Origin of the sequence: Streptomyces vinaceus (assembly GCF_008704935.1) — a bacterium.
In the GTDB taxonomy this organism is placed as follows: domain Bacteria; phylum Actinomycetota; class Actinomycetes; order Streptomycetales; family Streptomycetaceae; genus Streptomyces; species Streptomyces vinaceus.
This window is the reverse complement of sequence record NZ_CP023692.1, coordinates 5,682,828-5,705,000: the sequence shown is the minus strand read 5'-3', so window position 1 is coordinate 5,705,000 and position 22,173 is coordinate 5,682,828. Positions and strand designations below refer to the sequence as shown.

The following is a 22,173-nucleotide window of genomic DNA, read 5'->3' as shown; positions in this document are numbered from 1 at the left end:
CTCACCCGCAGTAACACTTACTGGGGCTTTCCTCCGGGCTTTCGTTCTTCGTTTCCAACTCTACCAGATCATTTCCTCGTCGTTTCCGACTCGGATTTGAATTCGGCGGCCGTTGGGGGCCTTTGCCTTTCGGCGTTCCACCACTTTAGCGCTTATCCCTTGCGACTCATAATCGAGCCACCGGATTCGAATTCGGGCACGCCGAAATCGACCCCGCCAGGGGAACGTCGTAGGTAGTGGGTTGGCCGCCCCGGAGGTCTGCTGATGGCAGTGCCCCGTTCAAGCGGCTCGGGCTACGTTAGGCGTCCGCCAAGGTGGAGTCAAGTTGAACGGCGGCGTGGCGCATGGGGTCGGTACGGGCTCACCGTGGGGTCGTGCGTGATCCAGTAGCGGTACGGGTGATCCGCGCCGGCGCCGCCGACTCCCGTGCGCGGACCGTTGCTCACCAGGTCGGACGAGGTGGCGGTGCCCGTCAGGAGTGCCAGGGGGGAATCGGGGCCGTCACAGAGGTCGGTGCCGTCCAGGGAGCGGTCGACCGACAGAGCGGTGGCCAGCCGGGCCGGGCCTTTGGCCAGTTCTCGGTCGCTTCTGGCTGAAAGCCGACGTTTGCGAGCCAGATCCGCGCCCACGGTGATCTCGCCCGCGCGCAGCAGCACCCCGCTCGCGTGCCCCGGCGGACCGCACACGAGGTTCAGGCTGAACCACATCCCGTAGATGAAGTACACGTACGCGTGTCCGGGCGGACCGAACATCGACGCGTTGCGCTGGGTGCGGCCGCGGTAGGCGTGGGAGCCCGGGTCGGCCTCCCCCTCGTACGCCTCCACCTCCGTGATGCGCAGTTCCATGGGGCCCTCGGGGGTACGGCGGACCAGGATCCGGCCGAGGAGGTCCGGGGCCACGGTGAGGACCGGCCGGTCGAAGAAGGACCGGGCCAGGGGCGTACGGTCGGGGCGCGCGCTCATCCGGTCGAGCGTAGTCCAACGCGTGGACCTGCAACCGGGGCCTAAGGTTCCGCGTTTGTCAGGGTGTACTCGTAAGCGGTAGTCGCACGAGCCTTCAAGGGGAGTCAGAGCATGGGGTTCAAGAAGCTGTTCGCGGCGCTGGGTGCCGGCGGTGCTTCGGTGGACACGATCATCACCGAGCCGAACGTCGTGCCGGGCGGGATCGTCCAGGGCGAGGTCCGCATCCAGGGCGGTTCCGTGGAGCAGCAGATCGAGGGCCTGTCGGTCGGTCTCCAGGCGCGGGTGGAGGTGGAGGGGAACGACCAGGAGTACAAGCAGGACATCGTCTTCACCAAGCAGCGCCTCGGCGGTGCCTTCCAGGTGCAGGCGGGCGCCCTGCACGTGGTGCCGTTCGGTCTGGAGATCCCGTGGGAGACGCCGATCACCCACTTCGGGGGCCAGCACCTGCACGGGATGAACATCGGGGTCAGCACGGAGCTGGAGATCGCGCGCGCGGTGGACGCCGGCGACCTCGACCCGATCAACGTGCACCCGGTGCCGGCGCAGCAGGCGATCCTCGACGCCTTCCGTCAGCTGGGCTTCAGCTTCCGCAGCGCGGACATGGAGCGCGGGCACATCCGCGGGACCCGCCAGACGCTGCCGTTCTACCAGGAGATCGAGTTCCTGCCGCCGTCGCAGTACCGCGGGCTGAACCAGGTCGAGCTGACCTTCGTCTCGGACGGCCGTGAGATGGACGTCGTGCTGGAGATGGACAAGAAGTCGGGGCTGTTCTCCGAGGGCAGCGACACCTACCGCTGCTTCCAGGTGGGGCTGCAGTCGTACCAGGGGACCGACTGGGCGGCGTACCTCAACCAGTGGATCGCGTCCGTGGGTTCGCAGCGCAACTGGTTCTAGGCTCGGCCGGGTGCCGGCGTTCCGCTGCCGGCACCCGTACTGGTTCGCGATCAGGAGGTTCAGCAGTGGCCGAGCAGAACAGGGCGCCCCTTCCCCACGATTTCCACCCCCGGGTGCACGCGTTCTCCGTGGAGAGCGCGGATCTCGAACCCGGTGGTGAGCTGGGTGACGCCCAGGTGCTGAAGGGCGGCAACGTCTCCCCGCACCTGCGGTGGGAGGGTTTCCCGGAAGGGACGAAGAGCTTCGCCGTGACGTGCTTCGACCCGGATGCCCCGACGGGCAGCGGCTTCTGGCACTGGGTGCTCTTCGATCTGCCCGCGTCGGTCACCGAGCTGCCGGCGGGGGCGGGCAGCGGGAAGTTCGAGGGGCTGCCCGCCGGGGCCGTGCACGTACGGAACGACTACGGCACGCGGGACTTCGGCGGGGCGGCTCCGCCGGCCGGGGAGCGGCACCGCTACGTGTTCACCGTGTACGCGGTGGACCAGGAGAAGCTGGGTCCCGGTGCGGACGCCTCGCCGGCGGTCGTCGGATTCAATCTGCGGTTCCACTCGTTGGGACGGGCGCAGCTGATCGGTGAGTACGAGGCCCCCGCGGGCTGATCGTTCGCCGTGCGTTTGCCCGGTCCTGGTCTAAAGGCGACCAGGACCGGGCATTTTTATTGCGTTGTCCCGCGTGGCGCGCGCGGCCAGAGTGGTTGCGGGCCCTGCCGCCGGTGTGGTCGCGGGCCTGCACACGGGAGGTGGGCGAGATGCGGGACACGCTGGTGCTGAATGCGAGCTTCGAGCCGCTGTCGACGGTGACGCTGAACCGGGCTGTGGTCCTGGTCCTTCAGGACAAGGCCGTGGTCGAGCAGTCGCACCCCGAACTGCGTGTGCGCGGTGCCTCCATGGATCTTCCGCTGCCCCGGGTGATCAGGCTGTGCCGGTACGTACGGGTGCCGTTCCGAAGACATGCTCCCTGGTCGCGGAGGGGGGTGCTGGTCCGGGACCAGCACCGTTGCGCGTACTGCGGGAAGCGCGCGACGACCGTGGACCACGTACTGCCGCGGGCGCAGGGTGGTGGGGACACGTGGCTGAACACGGTGGCCTCCTGTGCCGAGGACAACCACCGCAAGGCGGCCCGGACTCCGGAGGAGGCGGGGATGCCGCTCCTGCGCAAGCCCTTCGTGCCGTCTCCGGCGGACGCCATGCTGCTGGCCCTGGGGGTCGGCGGGCAGGACGTCCTGCCGGAGTGGCTGGAGCGTTCCGCCTAGTACGCGGGGCGCTCGCCGTCGTGGGTACCTGCGCTGGGCGACGTATTTCCCGTACGTCGCTCAGCGGAGCAGCAACTGGACGATGGCGATCACGCCGACCACGACGATGACCGCGCGGAGCACGGTCGGGGACAGGCGGCGGCCGACCTTGGCGCCGATCTGGCCGCCGAGGGTGGAGCCGACGGCGATCAGCAGCACGGCCGTCCAGTCGAACTCGGCGACGAAGAGGAAGAAGACGGCCGCGATGCCGTTGACGAGGGCGGCGAGGACGTTCTTGACGGCGTTGATGCGTTGCAGTTCCTCGTGGAGCAGCAGGCCCATCAGCCCGACGTAGAGCACGCCCTGGGCTGCGCCGAAGTAGCCCCCGTACGCGCTGGAGAGCAGCATCCCGGTGAGCAGGGCCGAGCCGCCGTCGGGGTGTCCGGGCTCCGTGCCGGTGGCTTCCTGGCGCCTGCGCAGGGCTGCGGCGAGCCGGGGCTGGAGGACGACGAGCACGAGGGCGACCGCGATGAGGATCGGCACGATCGTGTCGAAGGAGTCCGACGGCAGGGTGACGAGCAGGACGGCGCCGGCGAGCCCCCCGACGAGGGAGACGGCGCCGAGCCGCATGATGCGGGCGCGCTGGCCCTGGAGCTCCTTGCGGTAGCCGATGGCTCCGCTGACGGCGCCGGGCACCAGGCCGAGGGTGTTGGACACGTTGGCGGTGACCGGCGGGAGTCCGGTGGCGAGCAGCACCGGGAAGGTGATGAGGGTGCCGGAGCCGACGATGGTGTTGATCGTGCCGGCGCCGACGCCGGCCGCGAACACCGCGAGCGATTCCCAGGGGGACATGGAGAGCAGAGACATGGACGGAGCCATCCCCTTTGCATGAGTGAGTCGCCTCCCCGCCATGAAGGTCGAGGGGCCTCACTGATCATGCAGGAGGGGACGGGCCGGTCAGTCGATGGGGGGCTGCTCGCGGCGCTCGGCGGCGGCCTTGTCGGCGGCGCCGGTGCCGTCGCCGCCGTCCTTGCCGGTGTTCTGCGGGTTGAAGCCCGAACCTCCGCCCATGGGGCCGAAGTTGCCCATGGCTCCCGAGAGGCCCTTGAGGGCGTCTCCGATCTCGCTGGGCACGATCCAGAGCTTGTTGGCGTCGCCTTCGGCGATCTTCGGGAGCATCTGGAGGTACTGGTAGGCGAGGAGCTTCTGGTCGGCGTCTCCGGCGTGGATGGATTCGAAGACCGTACGGATGGCCTGCGCCTCGCCCTCGGCCTTCAGTGCGGCGGCCTTGGCCTCACCTTCGGCGCGCAGGATGGAGGACTGCTTCTCACCCTCGGCCCGCAGGATCTCGGACTGCCGGACACCCTCGGCCTGGAGGATCGCTGCGCGCTTGTCGCGGTCGGCGCGCATCTGCTTCTCCATCGAGTCCTGGATGGAGGTCGGCGGCTCGATCGCCTTGAGCTCGACGCGGTTGACGCGGATGCCCCACTTGCCGGTTGCCTCGTCGAGGACTCCGCGCAGGGCCGCGTTGATCTCCTCGCGGGAGGTCAGGGTCCGCTCCAGGTCCATGCCGCCGATGATGTTGCGCAGGGTGGTGACGGTGAGCTGCTCGATGGCCTGGATGTAGCTGGCGACCTCGTACGTAGCGGCCCGCGCGTCGGTCACCTGGTAGTAGATGACCGTGTCGATGTTGACGACCAGGTTGTCCTGGGTGATGACCGGCTGCGGCGGGAACGGGACGACCTGCTCGCGCAGGTCGATGCGGTTGCGGATCGAGTCGATGAACGGGACGACGATGTTGAGGCCCGCGTTGAGGGTGCGCGTGTAGCGGCCGAAGCGTTCGACGATGGCGGCGCTGGCCTGCGGGATCACCTGGATCGTCTTGACCAGTGCGATGAAGACCAGAACCACCAGAATGATCAGGACGATGATGATCGGTTGCATGCGGTTCCCCGTGCCCTTCCGGCTGTCTGTGCTGCCCCGTTGAGCGGAGTCTCGCAGACCCCGGGGCCGCGGGTCGGCTGCTTTGATCAGAAGCTCACATGACGATCGCAGTGGCCCCGTCGATCTCCACGACGTCCACCTGCTGGCCCGGTTCGAAGCTGCTGTCCGCGTCGAGGGTGCGGGCGGACCAGATCTCGCCGGCGAGTTTGATCCGGCCTCCGCTGCCGTCGACGCGTTCGAGGACGAGTGCGCTCCTGCCCTTCAACGCGTCGATTCCGGTGCGGTGTTGGGGGCGCTGTTCGCGATGGTGGTTGGCGATAGAGCGGACGACGGCGATGAGCGCCACCGACACGATCACGAAGACGAGGACCTGGGCGACCGCTCCCCCGCCGAAGGCCGCGGTGACGGCGGCCGCGACCGCGCCGACGGCGAACATGCCGAACTCGGGCATCGCCGTCAGGACGAGGGGGATGCCCAGTCCGACCGCGCCGATGAGCCACCAAAGCCACGCGTCGATGTTCACATGGTCATGGTAGGTGGGGCGGGCGCGGTCGGGACAGGGTGCGATCGCCCCGTTACTAGCGCAGCGGGAGGCCCTGGGCGGTCCAGCGGTCGCTGTCGTTGCGCTCGACGACCAGGGGGAGGCCGAAGCACAGCGAGAGGTTGCGCGAGGTCAGCTCCAGGTCGATCGGGCCCGCGGTGACGACCTTGCCCTGGCGGATCATCAGGACGTGGGTGAAGCCGGGGGCGATCTCCTCGACGTGGTGCGTGACCATCGCCATGGACGGCGCGAGCGGGTCGCGGGCGAGGCGGCCGAGGCGGCGCACGAGGTCCTCGCGGCCGCCGAGGTCGAGGCCGGCGGCGGGCTCGTCGAGCAGGAGGAGCTCGGGGTCGGTCATCAGGGCGCGGGCGATCAGGGTGCGCTTGCGCTCGCCCTCGGAGAGGGTGCCGAACTTCCGGTCGAGGTAGTCGGTCATGCCGAGGCGGTCGAGGAAGGCGAGGGCGCGCTGCTCGTCGATCTCCTCGTACTCCTCCTGCCAGGTCGCCGTCATGCCGTACGCGGCGGTGAGGACGGTCTGGAGCACGGTCTGGCGCTTGGGGAGCTTGTCGGCGAGCGCGATGCCGGCGACGCCGATGCGCGGGCGCAGCTCGAAGACGTCGCTGCCGGGCTTGCCGAGGGTGCTGCCGAGGATGGTGGCGGCGCCCTTGGTGGGGAAGAGGTAGCTGGAGGCGAGGTTCAGCAGCGTGGTCTTGCCGGCGCCGTTGGGGCCGAGGATCACCCAGCGCTCCCCCTCCTTCACCGACCAGGAGACCTGGTCCACCAGAGCCCGGCCCTCGCGGACCACGGATACGTCCACCAGCTCCAGAACATCGCTCATGAGCGTGTTGTCTCCCCTTGCAGTCTCGGTTCGTCTGTGCACCGGTAGGCGCAGCCCCAGGGGAAAACCTACGCCACTCGGCGAGGGGTCCGGGCGCCAGGTTGGCCGCGCGGGCCGATCCGGGGTGATCCGTAAAGTGGGGGGATGCTTTTCGAACCACGTTCAGGGCGGTTGGCCGCCTGGGGGAACGCACTGCTGGCCGGTTTGGTCTCGCCCGACGAGGCCGTGTTGTCGATCGTGGGCGAGGACGCCGTGCACCGGGTGGAAGGGCTGCCGGGCGAATCGGGTCCGGTGGGCCTGACGCTGGCGCTCGGCCGGCTGCGGGCACTGGGGGTGACCGGGTTGCGGGTCGCCCTGCCGGCGCCGGGGCATCCGCTGGGGCTGAGCGGGCCCCCGGAGTTCAACGCGCGGGCGCTGGAGGCCGAGGAGGCGGTGGTCGCGGTGGGCGCGGCGCTGGGTCTGGTGCCGGAGGTGGCCGAGGCGGGGCCGGCCGGGGACGTCCACGTCTCGGTGACGTGGCACTGCCTGCCGGTACGGGAGGCCCCGCCGGCGGACGTGCCCTCGCTGGGCGAGGCGGAGCGGGAGCTGGCGGAGGCGCTGCGCGAGGCGACGGTGGTGCTGACCCGGCTGGACGTGGCGGGGTCGGGTCCGGTGGCGGAGGCCGCGCTGTCGGCGTACCGGGCACGGGCGGACGCCGGGCGCGAGGTGCTGGCGCCGGGGTACCCGCCGCGGGCGGTGCGGGTGCTGGCGCTCGCGCAGCGGGTGGACCTGCTGGTGTCGCTGGCGTACGAGCACGGGCCGGGCGGGGCCGTGGCCGCCTCGGAGATGGCGGCGCGGGCGGAGGCGCTGCGGCCGGTGGAGCGGGTGGCCCGGCGCGCGCTGGTCGCGGCGTACAACGCGGCGGTCGAGGAGCGCGAGCGGGGCTGAAAGGCGGGCCCGGGCCCGGCACGGGGCCGGACGCGCCGCGGCCCCGCTTCCCGGGGAGAGGTGGGGGAAGCGGGGCCGGTGGGCGGGGCGGGTCAGGCGTTCACGCCGGTGTTGCCCCAGGCGCCGTTCAGCAGGCCGATCACGGTGACCGCGTTGCCGACCACGTTCACGGGGACGTGGACGGGGACCTGGACCTGGTTCCCGGAGACGACGCCGGGCGAGCCCACGGCCTGGCCCTCGGCCGACGCACCGCCGTGCGCCGAGGAGACTCCGGCACCCGCGGCAAGGAGGCCGCCTGCGATCACGGTGACGGCAGTGGCCTTCTTGATGTTCTTCACGTTCTTCGTCCTCCAGTACGTCTGCCGCGGCCAGCCGCCGCGGCACGTCATGAAGAACGGTCATCGGATGAACGGGATACGCCATGTGGGCGACATCCACCCGACCGTATGAATCCGCGATCGGAGCGGGACGGACCGCCGCTGCCCGGGTTCAGTCCGTGATCCCGTGCCTGACCGCCCACAACGCGGCCTGCGTGCGGTCCGCGAGGTCCAGCTTCATGAGGATGTTGGAGACGTGCGTCTTGACCGTCTTCTCGGACAGGACGAGCGCGCGGGCGATCTCCCGGTTGGACCGGCCGTCCGCGATCAGGGACAGCACTTCCCGCTCCCGCTCGGTCAGGGAGCCGGCCCGGCCGGGCGAGGGGGGTCCCTCCTGGGAGAGCAGGGCGTCGGCCACCTCGGGCTGGAGCAGTACGTGCCCGGCGTGGACGGAGCGGATGGCCCCGGCGAGCGCCTCGGGGTCGATGTCCTTGTAGACGTACCCGGCGGCGCCGCCCCGCAGGGCCGGGACCACGGTCCGCTGCTCGGTGAAGCTGGTGACGATCAGCACCCGCGCCGGGTTCGCCAGCGCGCGCAGCCTGCGCAGGGCCTCGATGCCGTCGGTGCCCGGCATCTTGACGTCCATCAGGATCACGTCGGGCCGCAGCTCCTCGGCGCGGGTCACGCCCTCGTCCCCGTCGGCGGCCTCCCCGACCACCTCGATGTCGTCCTGGACCTCCAGGAACGTGCGCAGGCCGCGGCGGACCACCTGGTGGTCGTCCACCAACAGGACGCGGATGGGCGTGTCAGCCACCGGGGACCTCCATCTCGATCGTGGTGCCCGTACCGGGCTCCGAGTGCACGGTGAGGCGGCCGCCGACGCCGCCGGCCCTGTCCCGCATGGAGACGAGGCCGAGGTGGCGTCCGGCCGCGCGGACGGAGGAGGGGGAGAAGCCCCTTCCGTTGTCCGTGACGGTCAGGACCGCTCCGGCGGCCCGGCGGGCGAGGGCGACCTCGACGCGGTCGCCGCCGGAGTGCCGCAGGGCGTTGTGGAGGGCCTCCTGGGCGACGCGGAGCAGCGCCTCCTCCTGGGTCGCCGGGAGGGCCCGTACGCCGTCACAGGCGAAGGTGACGTGTGCGGTGTGGGCGCGGTCGAGTACGTGGATCTGGTCGCGGAGGGTGGCGACCAGGCCGTCCTCGTCGAGGCCGGCCGGGCGGAGCTCGGTCACGGCGGAGCGCAGCTCGTCGGCGGCCTCGGCGGCGAGGGCGGCGACCTGCTGGAGCTCGCCCTTGGCGCGGGCGGGGTCGCGGTCGACGAGGGCGGCGGCGGCCTGGGCGGTGAGGCGCAGCGAGAAGAGCTTCTGGGCGACGGCGTCGTGCAGCTCGTGGGCGAGGCGGGAGCGCTCCTCGGCGATGGTGAGCTCGCGGCTGCGCTCGTAGAGCCGGGCGTTGGTGAGGGCGATCGCGGCGTGCTGGGCGAGGAGGGCGAGGAGCTCCTCGTCCTCCTCGGTGAAGCCGCCGGGGCTCCTCTTGTTGGCGAGGAAGAGGGCGCCGAGGGTCTCCTCGCCGTCACGGACGGGCCGGCCGAGGAAGTCGGACATCTCGGGGTGGGCGGGGGGCCAGCCTTCGAAGCGGGGGTCCTCGCGTACGTCGGCCAGTCGCTCGGGGCCGTCCTGGTGGAGCATCGCGGCGAGGATGCCGTGCTGGCGGGGCAGGGGGCCGATCCGGCGCCACTGCTCCTCGCTGATGCCGTCCACGACGAACTGGGCGAAGCCGCCGTGGTCGTCCGGGACGCCCAGGGCCGCGTACTCGGCGTCGAGCAGCTCGCGGGCGGAGACGACGATCGTGCGCAGGACGTCGCGGACCTCCAGCCGGCGGCTCATGGCGAGCAGCGCGGTGCTGACGGCGGCGAGGCCGCCGCGGGGGCCGCCGAACACGGGACTACCAGTCATGGCCTCACCGTACTCGCGGCTCTGACCTGCGGGATCGGGCTCGGGCCCTAGGGCGGGGGGCGGTGTGTCCTCCTCCTCGGGGAGGGGGCCGGGGGGTCCGTCTCCGCACCGGGGATGAGGGTAGGGGCGGGGTCGTGGTCCTCAAGGTGGAGAATTCCGTTACAGAATGCATTGCTGTAGCAACGCTTGGTGAGACCGTTACGCGGTCGATGTGAGCCCGCGCATAGGACCCACGTCACTTACGAAGGCGCCTAGTGGACGCATAAAGGCCGTGTCAGCACTGCCGCGCCTAGCGCCCGGCCCGGAATTCCGGGCCCGTCGGCGCCCCCTGATCCACTAAGCGGCATCGTACGTCACACCTTTGCCAGGCGATTTTGCCGCCGCTAAGAATTGCTCCCGTCGCACAGCGCCGCGGATCCCGGATCCGAGCGGCGCTTTCCTGCGGCCCCCCGATTCGAAGAGGTTGCTACGCATGTCCAAGACCAGCACCCCCGGCCACAGTCGTCGTCTGACGAAGGCGCAGAAGATGTCCTTCGCCGCGTTCGCCACCATCGGCGCCGCCGCCCTGGCCGCCACCGTCGTCCCCGCCGGCTCCGCCGACGCCGGTACGACCGTGACCGCCGCCCCCGTGGCGTGGACCCAGGCTGTCGAGGGTGTCCAGTCCAAGACCGTGCAGCACCTCGGTACCCAGTCCAAGCTGGCCACCGACGCCGCGAAGGTCGAGGCCGCGATCAAGGCCAAGGCCGTCGCCGCCAAGGCGAAGGCGGACGCCGCGAAGGCGAAGGCCGACGCCGAGGCCAAGGCGAAGAAGGACCGCGAGGCGAAGGCGGCCGCCAGCCGCTCCACCGTCCGCAAGCCGGTCTACGCGAACAACCTTGACGGCTGGATCAAGGAGTCGCTGGCGATCATGAAGGCGCACAAGATTCCGGGCACGTACAACGGCCTGTACAAGAACATCATGCGCGAGTCGAGCGGCAACCCGCGGGCGATCAACAACTGGGACATCAACGCCCAGAACGGCATCCCCTCGAAGGGCCTGCTCCAGGTCATCAAGCCGACCTTCCTCGCGTACCACGTCCCCGGCACCCCGCTGGACCAGTACCACCCGGTCGCCAACATCGTCGCCGCGGCCAACTACGCCGCCGACCGTTACGGCTCGATCGACAACGTCAACAGCGCCTACTGAGGCACCTGCGTAGCGACCCCCCGTGCGCCTCAGGGCGGCACCCCGGTATCCGGGATGCCGCCCTGAGGCGTTCGTACGGGTGGGCGGGGCCCGGGCCGGCTAGTTGCGCATGACCTCGGGCTCGTGGCGGCGCAGCAGCTTCTGCACCGCGAAACCGCAGGCCACACCGATGAGCAGCAGGATCGTGATGTTCACGCCCCACTGCGCGATGGAGTGCTCCCACAGCGGGTCGGTGTTGGTCGGGTTCTCCTGGTCCCACGGCGGCATGAGCTTGCCGAGGTCGAGCGTGGTGCCCGAGGCGGCGACCGCCCAGCGCGAGGGCATCAGCCAGGCGAACTGCTCCAGGCCCGGCGAGTCGTAGACCTGGAAGAGGATGCCGGTGAAGACGACCTGGACGATCGCGAACATGACCAGCAGCGGCATGGTCTTCTCGGCGGTCTTGACCAGCGAGGAGATCACGAGGCCGAACATCATCGAGGTGAAGCCGAGCGCGGTGACCGAGAGGCAGAGCTCGACGGCCGGCGGCATGAGCAGGCCCTCGGTGGGCAGGTCGCGCGGGGCGAAGCCGATGGCGCAGATGACCACGCCCTGGATGGCCGTGATGAAGCCGAGGACGATCACCTTGGACATGAGGTACGCCGACCGGGACAGACCCGTGGCGCGCTCGCGCTCGTAGATGACCCGTTCCTTGATCAGCTCACGGACCGAGTTCGCGGCGCCCGAGAAGCACATGCCCACGCAGAGGATCAGCATGATCGTGCCGGCGTCGCCGTTGAACCGGGACGGCGGCTTCGGCGGCGCGAGGCCGAAGGTCGCGGGGATGACCGTCGAGACCACGCCGAGGACCGCGGGCAGGATCAGCATCAGGGCCATGAAGCCCTTGTCGGAGGCGATCACCGAGACGTAGCGGCGGATCAGCGTCCACAGCTGGTCGCCCCAGCCCTGCGCCTTCGGCGGCATCATCTGCTGCATCGGGGGCATCGCGACCTGCTGGGGGGCGACCGCGTCGAGGTCGGCGGCGTACAGCTGGTAGTGCTGCGAGCCCTTCCAGCGGCCGGCCCAGTCGTAGTCGCGGTAGTTCTCGAAGGCCGAGAAGACGTCCGCCCACGTGCTGTAGCCGAAGAAGTTCAGCGCCTCGTCCGGCGGGCCGAAGTACGCGACCGAACCGCCCGGGGCCATGACCAGCAGCTTGTCGCACAGCGACAGCTCGGCCACGGAGTGGGTGACGACGAGGACCGTGCGGCCGTCGTCGGCGAGGCCGCGCAGCAGCTGCATGACGTCGCGGTCCATGCCCGGGTCGAGGCCGGAGGTCGGCTCGTCCAGGAAGATCAGCGAGGGCTTGGTGAGGAGCTCCAGGGCCACGGACACGCGCTTGCGCTGACCGCCCGAGAGCGAGGTGATCTTCTTGTCCTTGTGGATGTCCAGCTTGAGCTCGCGCAGCACCTCGTCGATGCGGGCGGCGCGCTCGGCCTCGGCGGTGTCGCCGGGGAAGCGCAGCTTGGCCGCGTACTTGAGGGCCGTGCTGACCTTCAGCTCCTTGTGCAGGATGTCGTCCTGCGGGACCAGGCCGATGCGCTGGCGGAGCTCCGCGAACTGCTTGTACAGGTTGCGGTTGTCGTAGAGGACGTCGCCCTCGTTGGCGGGCCGGTAGCCGGTCAGCGCCTTGAGCAGCGTGGACTTTCCGGAGCCGGAGGGGCCGATGACGCCGATGAGCGACTTCTCCGGGACGCCGAAGGTGACGTCCTTGAGGATCTGCTTGCCGCCGTCGACCGTGACCGTGAGGTGGCGGGCCGAGAAGGAGACGTCACCGGTGTCGACGAACTCTTCCAGCCGGTCGCCGACGATCCGGAACGTCGAGTGGCCGACGCCGACGATGTCGTTCGGGCCGAGGAGCGCGGTGCCGGACTTGGGCAACGGCTGGCCGTTGACGTACGTGCCGTTGTGGCTGCCGAGGTCGTGGATCTCGAAGCGGCCGCCGGTGGAGCGGAACTCCGCGTGGAGGCGGGAGACCTGGAGGTCCGAGACGACCAGCTCGTTCTCCAGCGCGCGGCCGATGCGCATGACGCGGCCGACGGCGATCTGGTGGAACGTGGTGGGGCTGCGGTCACCGCCGTAGGCGGGGGCCGCGTGCTGCTGCTGCGGGACATGAGGCTGCTGCGCCTGCTGGTGCTGCTGCTGGTGGGCGGCGGCCTGCTGCGGCTGCTGCCAGGCCTGCTGCTGCGCCGGCTGGGCCTGCGCCTGGGCCGGGGCCTGGTACGCCGGGGCGGCCTGCTGGGCCGGGGCCTGGTAGGCGGGCGCCGGAGCCTGGTAGGCGGGAGCGGCCTGCTGCGGTACGGCCTGCTGCGGCGCGGCGGCGGCGCTCAGATTCAGCCGCGGCCCGTCGGTGGCGTTGCCCAGGTACACGGGTGTGCCGGGCACGAGCTCGGTCTGCTGGACCCGCGCGCCGCGCACGTAGGTCCCGTTGGTGCTGCCGTGGTCCTCGATGCCCCAACCCCGGCCGTTCCAGGCGATGGTGGCGTGCCGCCACGACACCCGGGCGTCGTCGATGACCACGTCTCCCTGGGGGTCACGCCCCAACGAGTACGACCTGGACGGATCGAGCGTCCAGGTCCTTCCATTCAATTCCAGTACGAGTTCCGGCACTCCAGCCCCACTTAAGTCCCCCGAGAATCCCCCTGACGCCAGGGAGTCCGACGTCAGGGAGTCTAGGGATGGCGAACATCCGGGGGAACTATTTCAGGCCTGGGGCCACATGTGGAATCGGGGTCTTGCCGGGGCGTCTACGTCTGCCCGTTGACGGGGGCGAAAGTCACCCGGAGAGTGAGATACGGGACTTCTCGCCCTGCCCGACCCCGTCCGGCTCGGCTCGCACGCTCGACACGCACCGGGGGTACGCATGCGCCGCATTCGCTGGGGGGATGTGCTGCTGTCGGGCATCGCCGCCACCGGCTGGGCCCTCGTCACCATGGCCGCGGTCTCCGCCCTCGGGCTCCGTCTGCTGGGCGCCGACGCCACGGGAGGCTCGCTCGGGGCGATGACCGCGGCGGCGGTGGTGCTCGCGATCGGCGGCACGGTGACCCCGTCGGGGGACGTGTCGGTCCTCGGGGTCCCCGGGCCCGCGGCCACGTCCTCGCTGGAGGTCATGCCGTTGGGGGTGGGACTGGCCGGGGCGCTGGTACTGGCCCGGATCTTCCTGCGCTCGCTCCGGCCCGGGGCGCCCCGCGGGGAACTGGCCGCCCGTGCGGGCGTGGTGGCGGCGCTGCTCGTCGCCGCGGCGGGCGGACTGGCCCGGGCCGGGCACGGCGTGGTCACCCTGGACGGGCCGCGGCTGCCGGCGACCGCGCCGCCGAAGGTGGTGGTCCCCGGGATCGGGGACATCGGCGGGCTGCTCCCGGACCGCGTGGGGGACCTCGTCGACGGCCGGACCCGCCTGGGCTTCTCGGTGGAGTCCGGGCCGACCCTGCTGGGCGCGGGGGTGTGGGCGCTGTCCGTCCTGGCGGTGGCGCTGCTGGCTTCGCGGCGGGGGCCCGCGGCCTTCGCACGGCTGCGGCCCGCGGTGTCGGCGCTGGTGACGGCCCTGCTGGTGGCGGTGGTGGCCGCGCTGGCGGCCGCCGTGTGGGCGGCGGCGGTCGACGGGCATCCGGGGCGGGTGCTGGGCGCCGCCCTGCTGGGAGCGCCGAACGGGGCCTGGACCGGGGTGCTGCTGGGGCTGTTCGTACCCTTCGACGGCCGGGTCACGGGCGCCCCGGGCCGGCTGCTGCCGGATCCGCTGGACGATCTGCTGGGGGTGGCGGCGCGGGAGCCGGTGACGGTGGGCCGGCTCGCGGAGTACGACGGGCGGGTCTGGCTGCTGGTCGCGGGAGCGGCGCTGCTGCTGCTCTGCGCCGGTGTGCCGGCCGCCGTACGGACTCCCGGGCGCGGGATCGCGCAGTGCGCGGTGCGGCTGTCGGCCGTGACCGGGGTGGCGCTGGCGGCGCTGGCCCTGCTGACCCGGGTGTCGGCCGGGGGTCCCCCCGGCGGGCCGTCGCTGTCGGTGCCCGGCACGGATGTGCTGGACGCCGGGGTGGAGCTGCGGGGCGACGTGCTGTACGCGCTGCTGCTGGGGGCGGTCTGGGGTGCGGTGGCGGGCGGGGCGGGTGCCCTGCTGGCGCGACGGCGGCGTCCGGCGGTGCGGTGGCCGGTGCCGGGGGCCGGGGCGGGAGGGGCGGGGGCGGGCGGACCGGCTCCCGGCGCGCCCGCGCGGCCGCACCGGCCCCCGCCGGGGGCGCCGTTCCCGTACCCCCGTCCGGGCGATGGGCCGCAGCGGTTTCCCGACCCCGAGCCGGACGGATCCTGGGACGTCACCGTCACCCGGCCGCCGCGCAGGCCCTCCGGGCACCCGGCGCCGCGCCCGCGCCCGCCGTTCACCCCGCCGCCGCCCCCTCCCCCGCCGCCACCGCTGGGGCCTGCGGGCTGAGGCGGCGGAAAGGGGACGGGGCGTACCGAATCGAACACGCTCGGCCACCGCGCCGGCCCGAGGACCCCCGACACCTCGCGGCAGGCCCGCATTCACCCCGCCGCCACTCCCCCGCCGCCCCCCGGGCACCTGCGATCAGCGGCGGCGCAGGCCCCGGCGCCGGAAAATGGTTCCGGCAGGTGGGACAGGGGTCCGAGCATGTGGGACGGGAAGATACGGTGAGGGCACCATGAGCGCTTCGCAGACCTCCGACGTCCCCACCCTCCTCGTCAAGATCTTCGGCAAGGACCGTCCCGGGATCACCGCCGGGCTGTTCGACACCCTCGCCGCCTACTCCGTCGACGTCGTCGACATCGAGCAGGTCGTCACCCGTGGCCGCATCGTCCTGTGCGCCCTCGTCACCAAGCCCGCCTCCGGCGGCGAAGGCGAGCTGCGGGCCACCGTCCACAGCTGGGCCGACTCGCTGAAGCTCCAGGCCGAGATCCTCTCGGGCACCGGCGACAACCGGCCGCGCGGCAGCGGCCGTTCCCATGTCACCGTGCTCGGGCATCCGCTGACCGCCGAGTCCACGGCGGCCATCGCCTCCCGGATCACCGCGACCGGCGGCAACATCGACCGCATCTTCCGGCTCGCCAAGTACCCGGTGACCGCGGTCGAGTTCGCCGTCTCCGGTGTGGAGACCGAGCCGCTGCGCACCGAGCTGGCCACCGCCTCCTCGCACATCGGCGTGGACGTGGCCGTGGTCTCGGCCGGGCTGCACCGCCGGGCCCAGCGCCTGGTCGTCATGGACGTGGACTCGACCCTGATCCAGGACGAGGTCATCGAGCTGTTCGCCGCGCACGCGGGCTGCGAGGCGGAGGTCGCCGAGGTGACCGAGCGGGCCATGCGCGGCGAGCTGGACTTCGAGCAGTCGCTGCACGCCCGCGTGAAGCTGCTGGCCGGGCTGGACGCCTCGGTCGTGGACAAGGTGCGCTCCGAGGTGCGGCTCACGCCGGGCGCCCGGACCCTGATCCGCACCCTCAAGCAGCTCGGCTACCAGGTGGGTGTGGTCTCCGGCGGGTTCACTCAGGTGACGGACGATCTGCAGGAGCGGCTGGGCCTGGACTTCGCCTCGGCCAACACCCTGGAGATCGTCGACGGGCGGCTGACCGGCCGGGTCACCGGCGAGATCGTGGACCGGGCGGGCAAGGCCCGGCTGCTGCGCCGCTTCGCCGCGGAGGCCGGCGTACCGCTGGCCCAGACGGTGGCGATCGGCGACGGCGCCAACGACCTGGACATGCTGAACGCGGCCGGGCTGGGCGTGGCGTTCAACGCGAAGCCGGTGGTGCGCGAGGCCGCGCACACGGCGGTGAACGTGCCGTTCCTGGACGCGGTGCTGTACCTGCTCGGGGTCACCCGCGAAGAGGTCGAGGCCGCCGGCCTGACCTGAGGTCGCGCGCGTACGAGGACGGGCCCCGGCGGATCGGTCGCGCCGGGGCCCGTACTCGTCACCGCGTCGTACGCCCGCGCGTACGCGCGCTCAGTGGTCCTCGGGCGTCCAGAAGTCCGTCAGCGTGCCCACCCCGTGCTCCACGGTCTTCCAGGAGCCGGTGAAGGAGACGACGGCGAAGGCGGCGGCCGGGAAGCCGGTGCGGCTCATCCGGGTCAGGGTGTCGCCCTCCGCCCGCCCGGAGAGGGCGTCGGCGAGGGCGTGCATGCCCGGGTTGTGGCCGATGACGAGGAGGTTCGCCACCTCGTCGGACGTCTCGTTGAGCAGGGCGATGAGCTCGCCCAGCGAGGCGTCGTACAGCCGTTCCTCGTAGGAGGTGCGCGGCCGGTGCGGCAACTCGTGGACGGCCAGCTTCCAGGTCTCGCGGGTGCGGGCGGCGGTGGAGCAGAGGGCCAGGTCGAAGTCGATGCCGGTCTCGGCCAGCTTCAGCCCGGCCGCCGGTGCGTCCTTGCGGCCCCGTTCCGCCAGCGGGCGGTCGTGGTCGGCCACCTGGGGCCAGTCTGCCTTGGCGTGCCGGAGGAGGACGATCCTGCGGGGTGTGTCGGCGCTCATGGCTCCCAGCTTCGCATGAATCGGGCCATGGGGCGCAGGGTGTTGGGGGCTCCGGCGGACTCGGGCGCGGGGCTCGATCGAGGGGCGCGGGCGCGCGGCCCGGTCAGCCGACGACGCGCAGGATCTGCTCGGTGACCTGGAGGATCGCGGAGGCTTCGCCGGTGGCGGCATGGGCCTGGCCGGAGCCGGCGAGGAGCAGCAGCAGGAAGCCGAAGGCGAGCGCCGGCAGGGCCAGCGCCCACCAGTGCAGGCGGGTGCTCGCGCCGTGGACTCGGGGACCGGGGGTGTGTGTGGGGGCCGACATGGCCGCCTCCGTGGGTACGCGGGGTGGGACTGGCTCGCTCTCTTCGAATCTATGGATTCGAAGGCGCGGCGCCCATCCGGGACACACCCCAGTCGACCCTGACCCTGGCCCCCTAAGGGTTGGGGGGTTACCCCTACCCCCGGGGCGTTCAGGGGGAGACGGCGGTGGCGATGACGGAGATGATCACGGTCACGACCAGCATCGCGCCCAGCACCAGGCCGAGCTTCTTGTGGCTGTTCTGCGGGTTCGGTTCGAGTACGGGCGACATGCCGCTCAGTCTCGCATGCCGCATTCGTCCTCGATCGTGCGGTCCCGGCCGGCCAGGACGCCCAGCGCGATCTGCGGGACCAGCAGGGCCGCCATGACGGTGAGGGGCAGGTCCCAGCCGCCGCTGTGCTGGTAGAGCGCGCCGACGAGGAGCGGTCCGGGGATGGAGATGAGGTAGCCGGCGCTCTGTGCGAAGGCGGACAGCTTGACCACGCCGGCCGGGGACTTGGCCCGCAGTCCGATCATCGTGATGACGAGGGGGAAGGCGCAGTTGGAGACGCCGAGCAGGAGGGCCCAGGCCCAGGCTCCGGCGGCGGGTGCGAGGTAGAGGCCCGTGTATCCGACGAGGCCGAAGAGGCCGAGGGTGACGGCGATGGCGCCCTGGTTGCGCATCCGGCCGGCCAGGTTGGGGATGACGAAGGCGAGCGGAACGCCCATGACCATGGTGACGGCGAGCAGGACGCCGGCGGTGGAGGCGGAGACCCCGGCGTCGCGGAAGATCTGCGGGAGCCAGCCCATGGTGATGTACGCGCCGGTGGCCTGGAGGCCGAAGTAGCAGGCCAGGGCCCAGGCGGTGCGGCTGCGGACGATCTTCGGGCCCGCGTCCGCCGCCAGGGTCGCGGCGCTCCCGGGGGCCGCGGCCCGCTTCTCGCGCCGGGCGGCCGCCGCGACGGGCAGCCAGGGCAGTACGGCGACCAGCGCGAGCACGGCCCAGACCAGCAGGCCGGCGCGCCAGCTGCCGCCGAGGGCGGAGGTCATCGGGACGGTCGCGGCGGCGGCGAGCGAGGTGCCCAGCGCCAGGGCCATGGAGTACAGGCCGGTCATGGTGCCCACGCGGTCGGGGAACCAGCGCTTGACGATGACCGGGAGTAGCACGTTGGTCAGGGCTATGCCGGCCAGGGACAGGGCGCTGGCGGCGAGGAAGCCCGCGGCGTTGTGCGTGAAGGGCCGGATCAGCAGGCCCGCGGCGACGGCGGCCATGCCGGCGCAGACGACGGCGGCCGGGCCGAAGCGGCGGGAGAGCCGCGGCGCGGTGACGCCGAAGACGGCGAAGCAGAGGGCGGGGACGGAGGTGATGAGTCCGGCGACGGTGCCGCTCATGCCGAGGCCGGTGCGGACCTCCTCGAAGAGGGCGCCGAGGCTGGTGATGGCGGGCCGCAGGTTGAGGGCGGCCAGCACGATGCCGACGATGAGGACCGGGCCGAGCCAGGCGGGCTCGGGCCTCGGCTGCGACGGCGTCCGGGCGCTCGCCGGAGCGGTGGGACGGGTCTGCGCGGGTACCGTGCGCGCGGCTCCGGGCCGGTTCAGGGTCTGTATTTCTTCGTCGGGCATTACACCATCATAGAATCATGGGATGATTGGTTGTCCACTTTCGGAGAGGAACCCGTCCGCATGCCGCTGACCTCGCCCCGGCGCTCCGCACTGGTCGATCAGGTGATCGCCCAGCTCCGGAACCAGATCACGTCCGGCGAATGGCCCGTCGGGGCCCGCATCCCCACCGAGCCGGAGCTGGTGGAGCTGCTGGGCGTCGCCCGCAACACCGTCCGCGAGGCCGTCCGGGCGCTGGCGCACAACGGGCTGCTGGACATCCGGCAGGGCTCGGGGACGTACGTCATCGCCACCAGCGAGCTGGCCGGGGTGATGCACCGCCGCTTCGCGGGCGCCGACCCCCGGCACATCGCGGAGCTCCGCTCGACGCTGGAGTCGGCCGCGGCCCGGCTGGCGGCGGAGCGGCGCACCGAGCGGGACCTGGGGCAGCTGGACGCGCTGCTGGCGCGGCGCGAGGAGGCCTGGGCGAGCGGCGGCGCGGAGCGGTTCATCGCGGCGGACGTCGCCCTGCACATGGCGGTGGTGGCGGCCTCGCACAACGAGGTGCTCATCGAGCTCTACGCGGACCTCGGCGAGCTGGTCGCGGAATGGCTGCGCACGGACGTGGGCACGGAGCTGGATCCGGCGGCCCACCTGGACCACGCCCGGCTGATCGAGGCGATCCGGCGCGGGGACGGGTCCACCGCGGCCTCGGAGGCGGCGGGCTACCCGTACGTGTGCCTCGGCGGGAAGTAGCCGCGTACGAGGTCCGCGCCACCTGGCCGGTCACGGCCGCTGGTGGGTGACCCAGGCGGAGCGGACCTCCTTCCAGCAGCGGCCGGTGAGCTCGGTCCGGCCGGCCGGACCGAGGGGGACGGCGGCGCTGTCCGCGTCCACGTCCCACCAGCGGTCGCATTCCACGTGCAGGCGCAGGAGATCGGTCTCCGGATAGCCGTTCTGGCAGGTGGCCGTGGCCTGCGAGCCCTCGATCACGGTGTCGCAGTCGGCGCCGAAGAGGTCCCGGGGCTCGGCCGGCCGGAGCCGTACGGGTGGCTCGGCGGGGATCTCGTCGAGGTTCACGGCGGCGGGCTCGGCGACGGCCACCGCCCCCGGCCCTGCCGGTGCTTCCTCCCCCTCCTGCTGCGCGTCGGCCCCCGGGATCAGGAACCCCGTCAGGACCACCGAGGTGACCAGCAGCGATACCGCTCGGCTCCGCCTCGCGCGCACTCCCGTACCTCCTCCCCGCACGAGCCGGGAAGATCCCGGCTCGGTCAGTTTGCAGGCATCTGTCCCGGTTTTCGACTCGGGAAGATCCGGTCGGAGTGCGGAAATCTGATCGAGTACCCGGCCGGAACCCCCACCCCCCACCGGCGGAAACGGCGGCGGCCGCGCCTCCCGGAAGGAAGACGCGGCCGCCGCCGTACGGACGTACCCGTGCCGCTCAGGCACCCATCGCGTGCAGGCCGCCGTCCACGTGGACGATCTCGCCGGTGGTCTTCGGGAACCAGTCCGACAGCAGGGCCACGACGCCCTTGCCCGCCGGCTCCGGGTCGCTCATGTCCCACTCCAGCATGGAGCGGGAGTTCCACACGTCCGCCAGCTCCGAGAAGCCCGGGATGGACTTCGCGGCCATCGAGCCGATCGGACCGGCCGAGACCAGGTTGCAGCGGATGTTCTCCTTGCCCAGGTCACGGGCGAGGTAGCGGCTGGTGGCCTCCAGCGCGGCCTTGGCCGGGCCCATCCAGTCGTACTGCGGCCAGGCGTACTGCGCGTCGAAGGTGAGGCCCACGACGGCCGCGCCCTCCGCCGGGAACAGCGGCTTGCAGGCCATGGTCAGCGACTTCAGCGAGAACGCCGAGACGTGCATCGCGGTCGCGACCGACTCGAACGGGGTGTTCAGGAAGTTGCCGCCGAGGGCGTCCTGCGGGGCGAAGCCGATGGAGTGCACGACTCCGTCGAGGCCGCCGAGCTCGTCGCGGACGAGGCCCTCCAGGCGGGCCAGGTGCTCGTCGTTGGTGACGTCGAGCTCGATCACCTTGACCGGCTTCGGCAGCTTCTTGGCGATGCGCTCGGTCAGCGTCGGCCGCGGGAACGCGGTGAGGATGACCTCGGCGCCCTGCTCCTGGGCCAGCTTGGCGGTGTGGAAGGCGATGGACGACTCCATCAGCACCCCGGTGATGAGGATGCGCTTGCCGTCGAGAATTCCGCTCATGGTGATCAGTGACCCATGCCCAATCCGCCGTCAACGGGAATGACGGCTCCTGTGATGTACGCGGCGTCGTCGGACGCCAGGAAGCTCACGGCCGCCGCGATCTCCTCGGGCTGCGCGTAGCGGCCCAGGGGCACCTGGCCCACGATGCCCGCGCGCTGCTCGTCGGTGAGCACCTTCGTCATGTCGGTGTCCACGAAGCCGGGGGCCACGACGTTGAAGGTGATGTTGCGCGAGCCGAGCTCACGCGCGAGCGAACGGGCGAAGCCGACCAGCGCGGCCTTGGAGGCGGCGTAGTTGGCCTGGCCGGCCGAGCCGAGCAGCCCGACGACCGAGGAGATCAGGACGACGCGGCCCTTCTTGGCACGGAGCATGCCACGGTTCGCGCGCTTGACCACCCGGAAGGTGCCGGTGAGGTTGGTGTCGACGACGGAGGCGAAGTCGTCCTCGGACATGCGCATGAGCAGCGTGTCCTTGGTGATGCCGGCGTTGGCCACCAGCACCTCGACGGCGCCGTGCGCGTCCTCGATCTCCTTGTAGGCCTGCTCCACCTGCTCGGAGTCGGTGATGTCGCAGCGGACCGCCAGGACGCCGAGCGCGGTGAGCTCCTGCGGCGGCTCACCCGACCGGTACGTGATCGCGACCTTGTCGCCGGCCTGCGCGAAGGCTCGGGCGATGGCGAGGCCGATGCCCCGGTTTCCTCCGGTGACGAGAACCGAGCGGCTCAACGGATCACCCTTTCGACTAGCGGTCTGAGTACCAGAAACCTATAGGCCGGGCCCCCCGCACGCAGAAT

General features: G+C 71.7%; 24 protein-coding genes. 8 read left to right on the top strand and 16 right to left on the bottom strand.

Annotated elements, in window-relative coordinates; translation table 11 throughout:
• Positions 1-320 precede the first annotated feature (320 nt).
• Positions 321-962, bottom strand: a complete 642-nt coding sequence (locus CP980_RS25750; RefSeq protein WP_150529175.1) for a DNA-3-methyladenine glycosylase — start codon at positions 960-962, stop codon at positions 321-323.
• A 111-nt stretch (positions 963-1,073) separates the two neighbouring features.
• Between CP980_RS25750 and CP980_RS25745 the strand changes: the two genes are divergently transcribed.
• From CP980_RS25745 to CP980_RS25735, 3 genes are all read left to right on the top strand, one after another.
• Positions 1,074-1,856 carry a sporulation protein gene (locus CP980_RS25745; RefSeq protein WP_099893526.1) on the top strand — a complete coding sequence of 261 codons (783 nt, stop codon included), beginning with the start codon at positions 1,074-1,076 and terminating at the stop codon, positions 1,854-1,856.
• 65 nt (positions 1,857-1,921) lie between these two features.
• Positions 1,922-2,455 (top strand): YbhB/YbcL family Raf kinase inhibitor-like protein, encoded by a 534-nt coding sequence (locus tag CP980_RS25740; RefSeq protein ID WP_132760536.1) that lies wholly within the window; start codon positions 1,922-1,924, stop codon positions 2,453-2,455.
• A gap of 149 nt (positions 2,456-2,604) precedes the next feature.
• Positions 2,605-3,108 (top strand): HNH endonuclease, encoded by a 504-nt coding sequence (locus CP980_RS25735; protein WP_099893524.1) that lies wholly within the window; start codon positions 2,605-2,607, stop codon positions 3,106-3,108.
• Positions 3,109-3,168: 60 nt separating this feature from the next.
• Here the strand turns inward: CP980_RS25735 and CP980_RS25730 are convergent, their stop codons facing one another.
• From CP980_RS25730 to CP980_RS25715, 4 genes are all read right to left on the bottom strand, one after another.
• Positions 3,169-3,939 carry a sulfite exporter TauE/SafE family protein gene (locus tag CP980_RS25730; RefSeq protein WP_150530354.1) on the bottom strand — a complete coding sequence of 257 codons (771 nt, stop codon included), beginning with the start codon at positions 3,937-3,939 and terminating at the stop codon, positions 3,169-3,171.
• 105 nt (positions 3,940-4,044) lie between these two features.
• A complete protein-coding gene (locus tag CP980_RS25725) occupies positions 4,045-5,031 on the bottom strand; it encodes an SPFH domain-containing protein (protein WP_150529174.1) in 987 nt (328 codons plus the stop codon).
• A gap of 94 nt (positions 5,032-5,125) precedes the next feature.
• Entirely contained in the window at positions 5,126-5,554 is a 429-nt protein-coding gene (locus CP980_RS25720) for an NfeD family protein (RefSeq protein ID WP_132760538.1), read from the bottom strand.
• Between the two features lie 55 nt (positions 5,555-5,609).
• Complete coding sequence (locus tag CP980_RS25715; protein WP_099893521.1) at positions 5,610-6,410, bottom strand: ABC transporter ATP-binding protein; 801 nt, start codon at positions 6,408-6,410, stop codon at positions 5,610-5,612.
• 144 nt (positions 6,411-6,554) lie between these two features.
• Here CP980_RS25715 and CP980_RS25710 point away from each other — a divergent pair, with 144 nt between their 5' ends.
• On the top strand, positions 6,555-7,337 hold the full coding sequence (locus tag CP980_RS25710; RefSeq protein WP_132760539.1) for a hypothetical protein: 783 nt from the start codon (positions 6,555-6,557) through the stop codon (positions 7,335-7,337).
• A 92-nt stretch (positions 7,338-7,429) separates the two neighbouring features.
• Here CP980_RS25710 and CP980_RS25705 read toward each other — a convergent pair whose 3' ends face one another.
• The 3 genes from CP980_RS25705 to CP980_RS25695 form a co-directional block, all read right to left on the bottom strand.
• Complete coding sequence (locus tag CP980_RS25705; protein WP_099895814.1) at positions 7,430-7,675, bottom strand: chaplin; 246 nt, start codon at positions 7,673-7,675, stop codon at positions 7,430-7,432.
• Between the two features lie 151 nt (positions 7,676-7,826).
• A complete protein-coding gene (locus CP980_RS25700; protein WP_132760540.1) occupies positions 7,827-8,468 on the bottom strand; it encodes a response regulator in 642 nt (213 codons plus the stop codon).
• The gene (locus tag CP980_RS25695; protein WP_150530353.1) at positions 8,461-9,591 is read right to left on the bottom strand and encodes a GAF domain-containing sensor histidine kinase; all 1,131 of its coding nucleotides are present in this window, start codon (positions 9,589-9,591) and stop codon (positions 8,461-8,463) included. Before CP980_RS25695 ends, CP980_RS25700 begins: the two co-directional genes overlap by 8 nt.
• Positions 9,592-10,078: 487 nt before the next feature.
• Between CP980_RS25695 and CP980_RS25690 the strand changes: the two genes are divergently transcribed.
• Entirely contained in the window at positions 10,079-10,792 is a 714-nt protein-coding gene (locus CP980_RS25690; RefSeq protein WP_132760541.1) for a transglycosylase SLT domain-containing protein, read from the top strand.
• A 99-nt stretch (positions 10,793-10,891) separates the two neighbouring features.
• Here CP980_RS25690 and CP980_RS25685 read toward each other — a convergent pair whose 3' ends face one another.
• Complete coding sequence (locus CP980_RS25685; RefSeq protein WP_132760542.1) at positions 10,892-13,435, bottom strand: ABC transporter ATP-binding protein/permease; 2,544 nt, start codon at positions 13,433-13,435, stop codon at positions 10,892-10,894.
• A gap of 253 nt (positions 13,436-13,688) precedes the next feature.
• Here CP980_RS25685 and CP980_RS25680 point away from each other — a divergent pair, with 253 nt between their 5' ends.
• Both CP980_RS25680 and serB read left to right on the top strand, forming a co-directional pair.
• Entirely contained in the window at positions 13,689-15,248 is a 1,560-nt protein-coding gene (locus CP980_RS25680) for a streptophobe family protein (protein WP_150529173.1), read from the top strand.
• Positions 15,249-15,477: 229 nt separating this feature from the next.
• Entirely contained in the window at positions 15,478-16,677 is a 1,200-nt protein-coding gene (gene serB, locus CP980_RS25675) for a phosphoserine phosphatase SerB (RefSeq protein ID WP_132760544.1), read from the top strand.
• Between the two features lie 90 nt (positions 16,678-16,767).
• Here the strand turns inward: serB and CP980_RS25670 are convergent, their stop codons facing one another.
• The 4 genes from CP980_RS25670 to CP980_RS25660 form a co-directional block, all read right to left on the bottom strand.
• Positions 16,768-17,289: a SixA phosphatase family protein gene (locus CP980_RS25670; RefSeq protein WP_150529172.1), complete on the bottom strand. Its 522-nt coding sequence runs from the start codon at positions 17,287-17,289 to the stop codon at positions 16,768-16,770.
• A 103-nt stretch (positions 17,290-17,392) separates the two neighbouring features.
• Positions 17,393-17,593, bottom strand: a complete 201-nt coding sequence (locus tag CP980_RS25665; protein WP_123515127.1) for a hypothetical protein — start codon at positions 17,591-17,593, stop codon at positions 17,393-17,395.
• A gap of 148 nt (positions 17,594-17,741) precedes the next feature.
• A complete protein-coding gene (locus CP980_RS36410) occupies positions 17,742-17,861 on the bottom strand; it encodes an SGM_5486 family transporter-associated protein (RefSeq protein ID WP_099893511.1) in 120 nt (39 codons plus the stop codon).
• 5 nt (positions 17,862-17,866) lie between these two features.
• The gene (locus CP980_RS25660; RefSeq protein WP_150529171.1) at positions 17,867-19,192 is read right to left on the bottom strand and encodes a CynX/NimT family MFS transporter; all 1,326 of its coding nucleotides are present in this window, start codon (positions 19,190-19,192) and stop codon (positions 17,867-17,869) included.
• A 60-nt stretch (positions 19,193-19,252) separates the two neighbouring features.
• Here CP980_RS25660 and CP980_RS25655 point away from each other — a divergent pair, with 60 nt between their 5' ends.
• Complete coding sequence (locus CP980_RS25655; protein WP_132760731.1) at positions 19,253-19,924, top strand: FadR/GntR family transcriptional regulator; 672 nt, start codon at positions 19,253-19,255, stop codon at positions 19,922-19,924.
• A 30-nt stretch (positions 19,925-19,954) separates the two neighbouring features.
• Here CP980_RS25655 and CP980_RS25650 read toward each other — a convergent pair whose 3' ends face one another.
• From CP980_RS25650 to fabG, 3 genes are all read right to left on the bottom strand, one after another.
• On the bottom strand, positions 19,955-20,395 hold the full coding sequence (locus CP980_RS25650; protein ID WP_229907332.1) for a hypothetical protein: 441 nt from the start codon (positions 20,393-20,395) through the stop codon (positions 19,955-19,957).
• Positions 20,396-20,609: 214 nt separating this feature from the next.
• Entirely contained in the window at positions 20,610-21,380 is a 771-nt protein-coding gene (gene fabI, locus CP980_RS25645) for an enoyl-ACP reductase FabI (protein ID WP_054221794.1), read from the bottom strand.
• Between the two features lie 5 nt (positions 21,381-21,385).
• Positions 21,386-22,105: a 3-oxoacyl-[acyl-carrier-protein] reductase gene (gene fabG, locus CP980_RS25640; protein ID WP_048476758.1), complete on the bottom strand. Its 720-nt coding sequence runs from the start codon at positions 22,103-22,105 to the stop codon at positions 21,386-21,388.
• Between the last annotated feature and the right edge of the window lie 68 nt (positions 22,106-22,173).

Bases quoted from the DNA above. Each gene is read 5' to 3' on its own strand.
- CP980_RS25725 (WP_150529174.1), bottom strand. From the start codon at position 5,031: ATGCAACCGATCATCATCGTCCTGATCATTCTGGTGGTTCTGGTCTTC.
- CP980_RS25690 (WP_132760541.1), top strand. From the start codon at position 10,079: ATGTCCAAGACCAGCACCCCCGGCCACAGTCGTCGTCTGACGAAGGCG.
- CP980_RS36410 (WP_099893511.1), bottom strand. From the start codon at position 17,861: ATGTCGCCCGTACTCGAACCGAACCCGCAGAACAGCCACAAGAAGCTC.
- CP980_RS25655 (WP_132760731.1), top strand. From the start codon at position 19,253: ATGCCGCTGACCTCGCCCCGGCGCTCCGCACTGGTCGATCAGGTGATC.
- CP980_RS25710 (WP_132760539.1), top strand. From the start codon at position 6,555: ATGCTTTTCGAACCACGTTCAGGGCGGTTGGCCGCCTGGGGGAACGCA.
- CP980_RS25660 (WP_150529171.1), bottom strand. From the start codon at position 19,192: ATGCCCGACGAAGAAATACAGACCCTGAACCGGCCCGGAGCCGCGCGC.
- CP980_RS25680 (WP_150529173.1), top strand. From the start codon at position 13,689: ATGCGCCGCATTCGCTGGGGGGATGTGCTGCTGTCGGGCATCGCCGCC.
- CP980_RS25735 (WP_099893524.1), top strand. From the start codon at position 2,605: ATGCGGGACACGCTGGTGCTGAATGCGAGCTTCGAGCCGCTGTCGACG.
- serB (WP_132760544.1), top strand. From the start codon at position 15,478: ATGAGCGCTTCGCAGACCTCCGACGTCCCCACCCTCCTCGTCAAGATC.
- CP980_RS25745 (WP_099893526.1), top strand. From the start codon at position 1,074: ATGGGGTTCAAGAAGCTGTTCGCGGCGCTGGGTGCCGGCGGTGCTTCG.
- fabI (WP_054221794.1), bottom strand. From the start codon at position 21,380: ATGAGCGGAATTCTCGACGGCAAGCGCATCCTCATCACCGGGGTGCTG.
- CP980_RS25665 (WP_123515127.1), bottom strand. From the start codon at position 17,593: ATGTCGGCCCCCACACACACCCCCGGTCCCCGAGTCCACGGCGCGAGC.
- CP980_RS25715 (WP_099893521.1), bottom strand. From the start codon at position 6,410: ATGAGCGATGTTCTGGAGCTGGTGGACGTATCCGTGGTCCGCGAGGGC.
- CP980_RS25670 (WP_150529172.1), bottom strand. From the start codon at position 17,289: ATGAGCGCCGACACACCCCGCAGGATCGTCCTCCTCCGGCACGCCAAG.
- CP980_RS25750 (WP_150529175.1), bottom strand. From the start codon at position 962: ATGAGCGCGCGCCCCGACCGTACGCCCCTGGCCCGGTCCTTCTTCGAC.
- CP980_RS25730 (WP_150530354.1), bottom strand. From the start codon at position 3,939: ATGTCCCCCTGGGAATCGCTCGCGGTGTTCGCGGCCGGCGTCGGCGCC.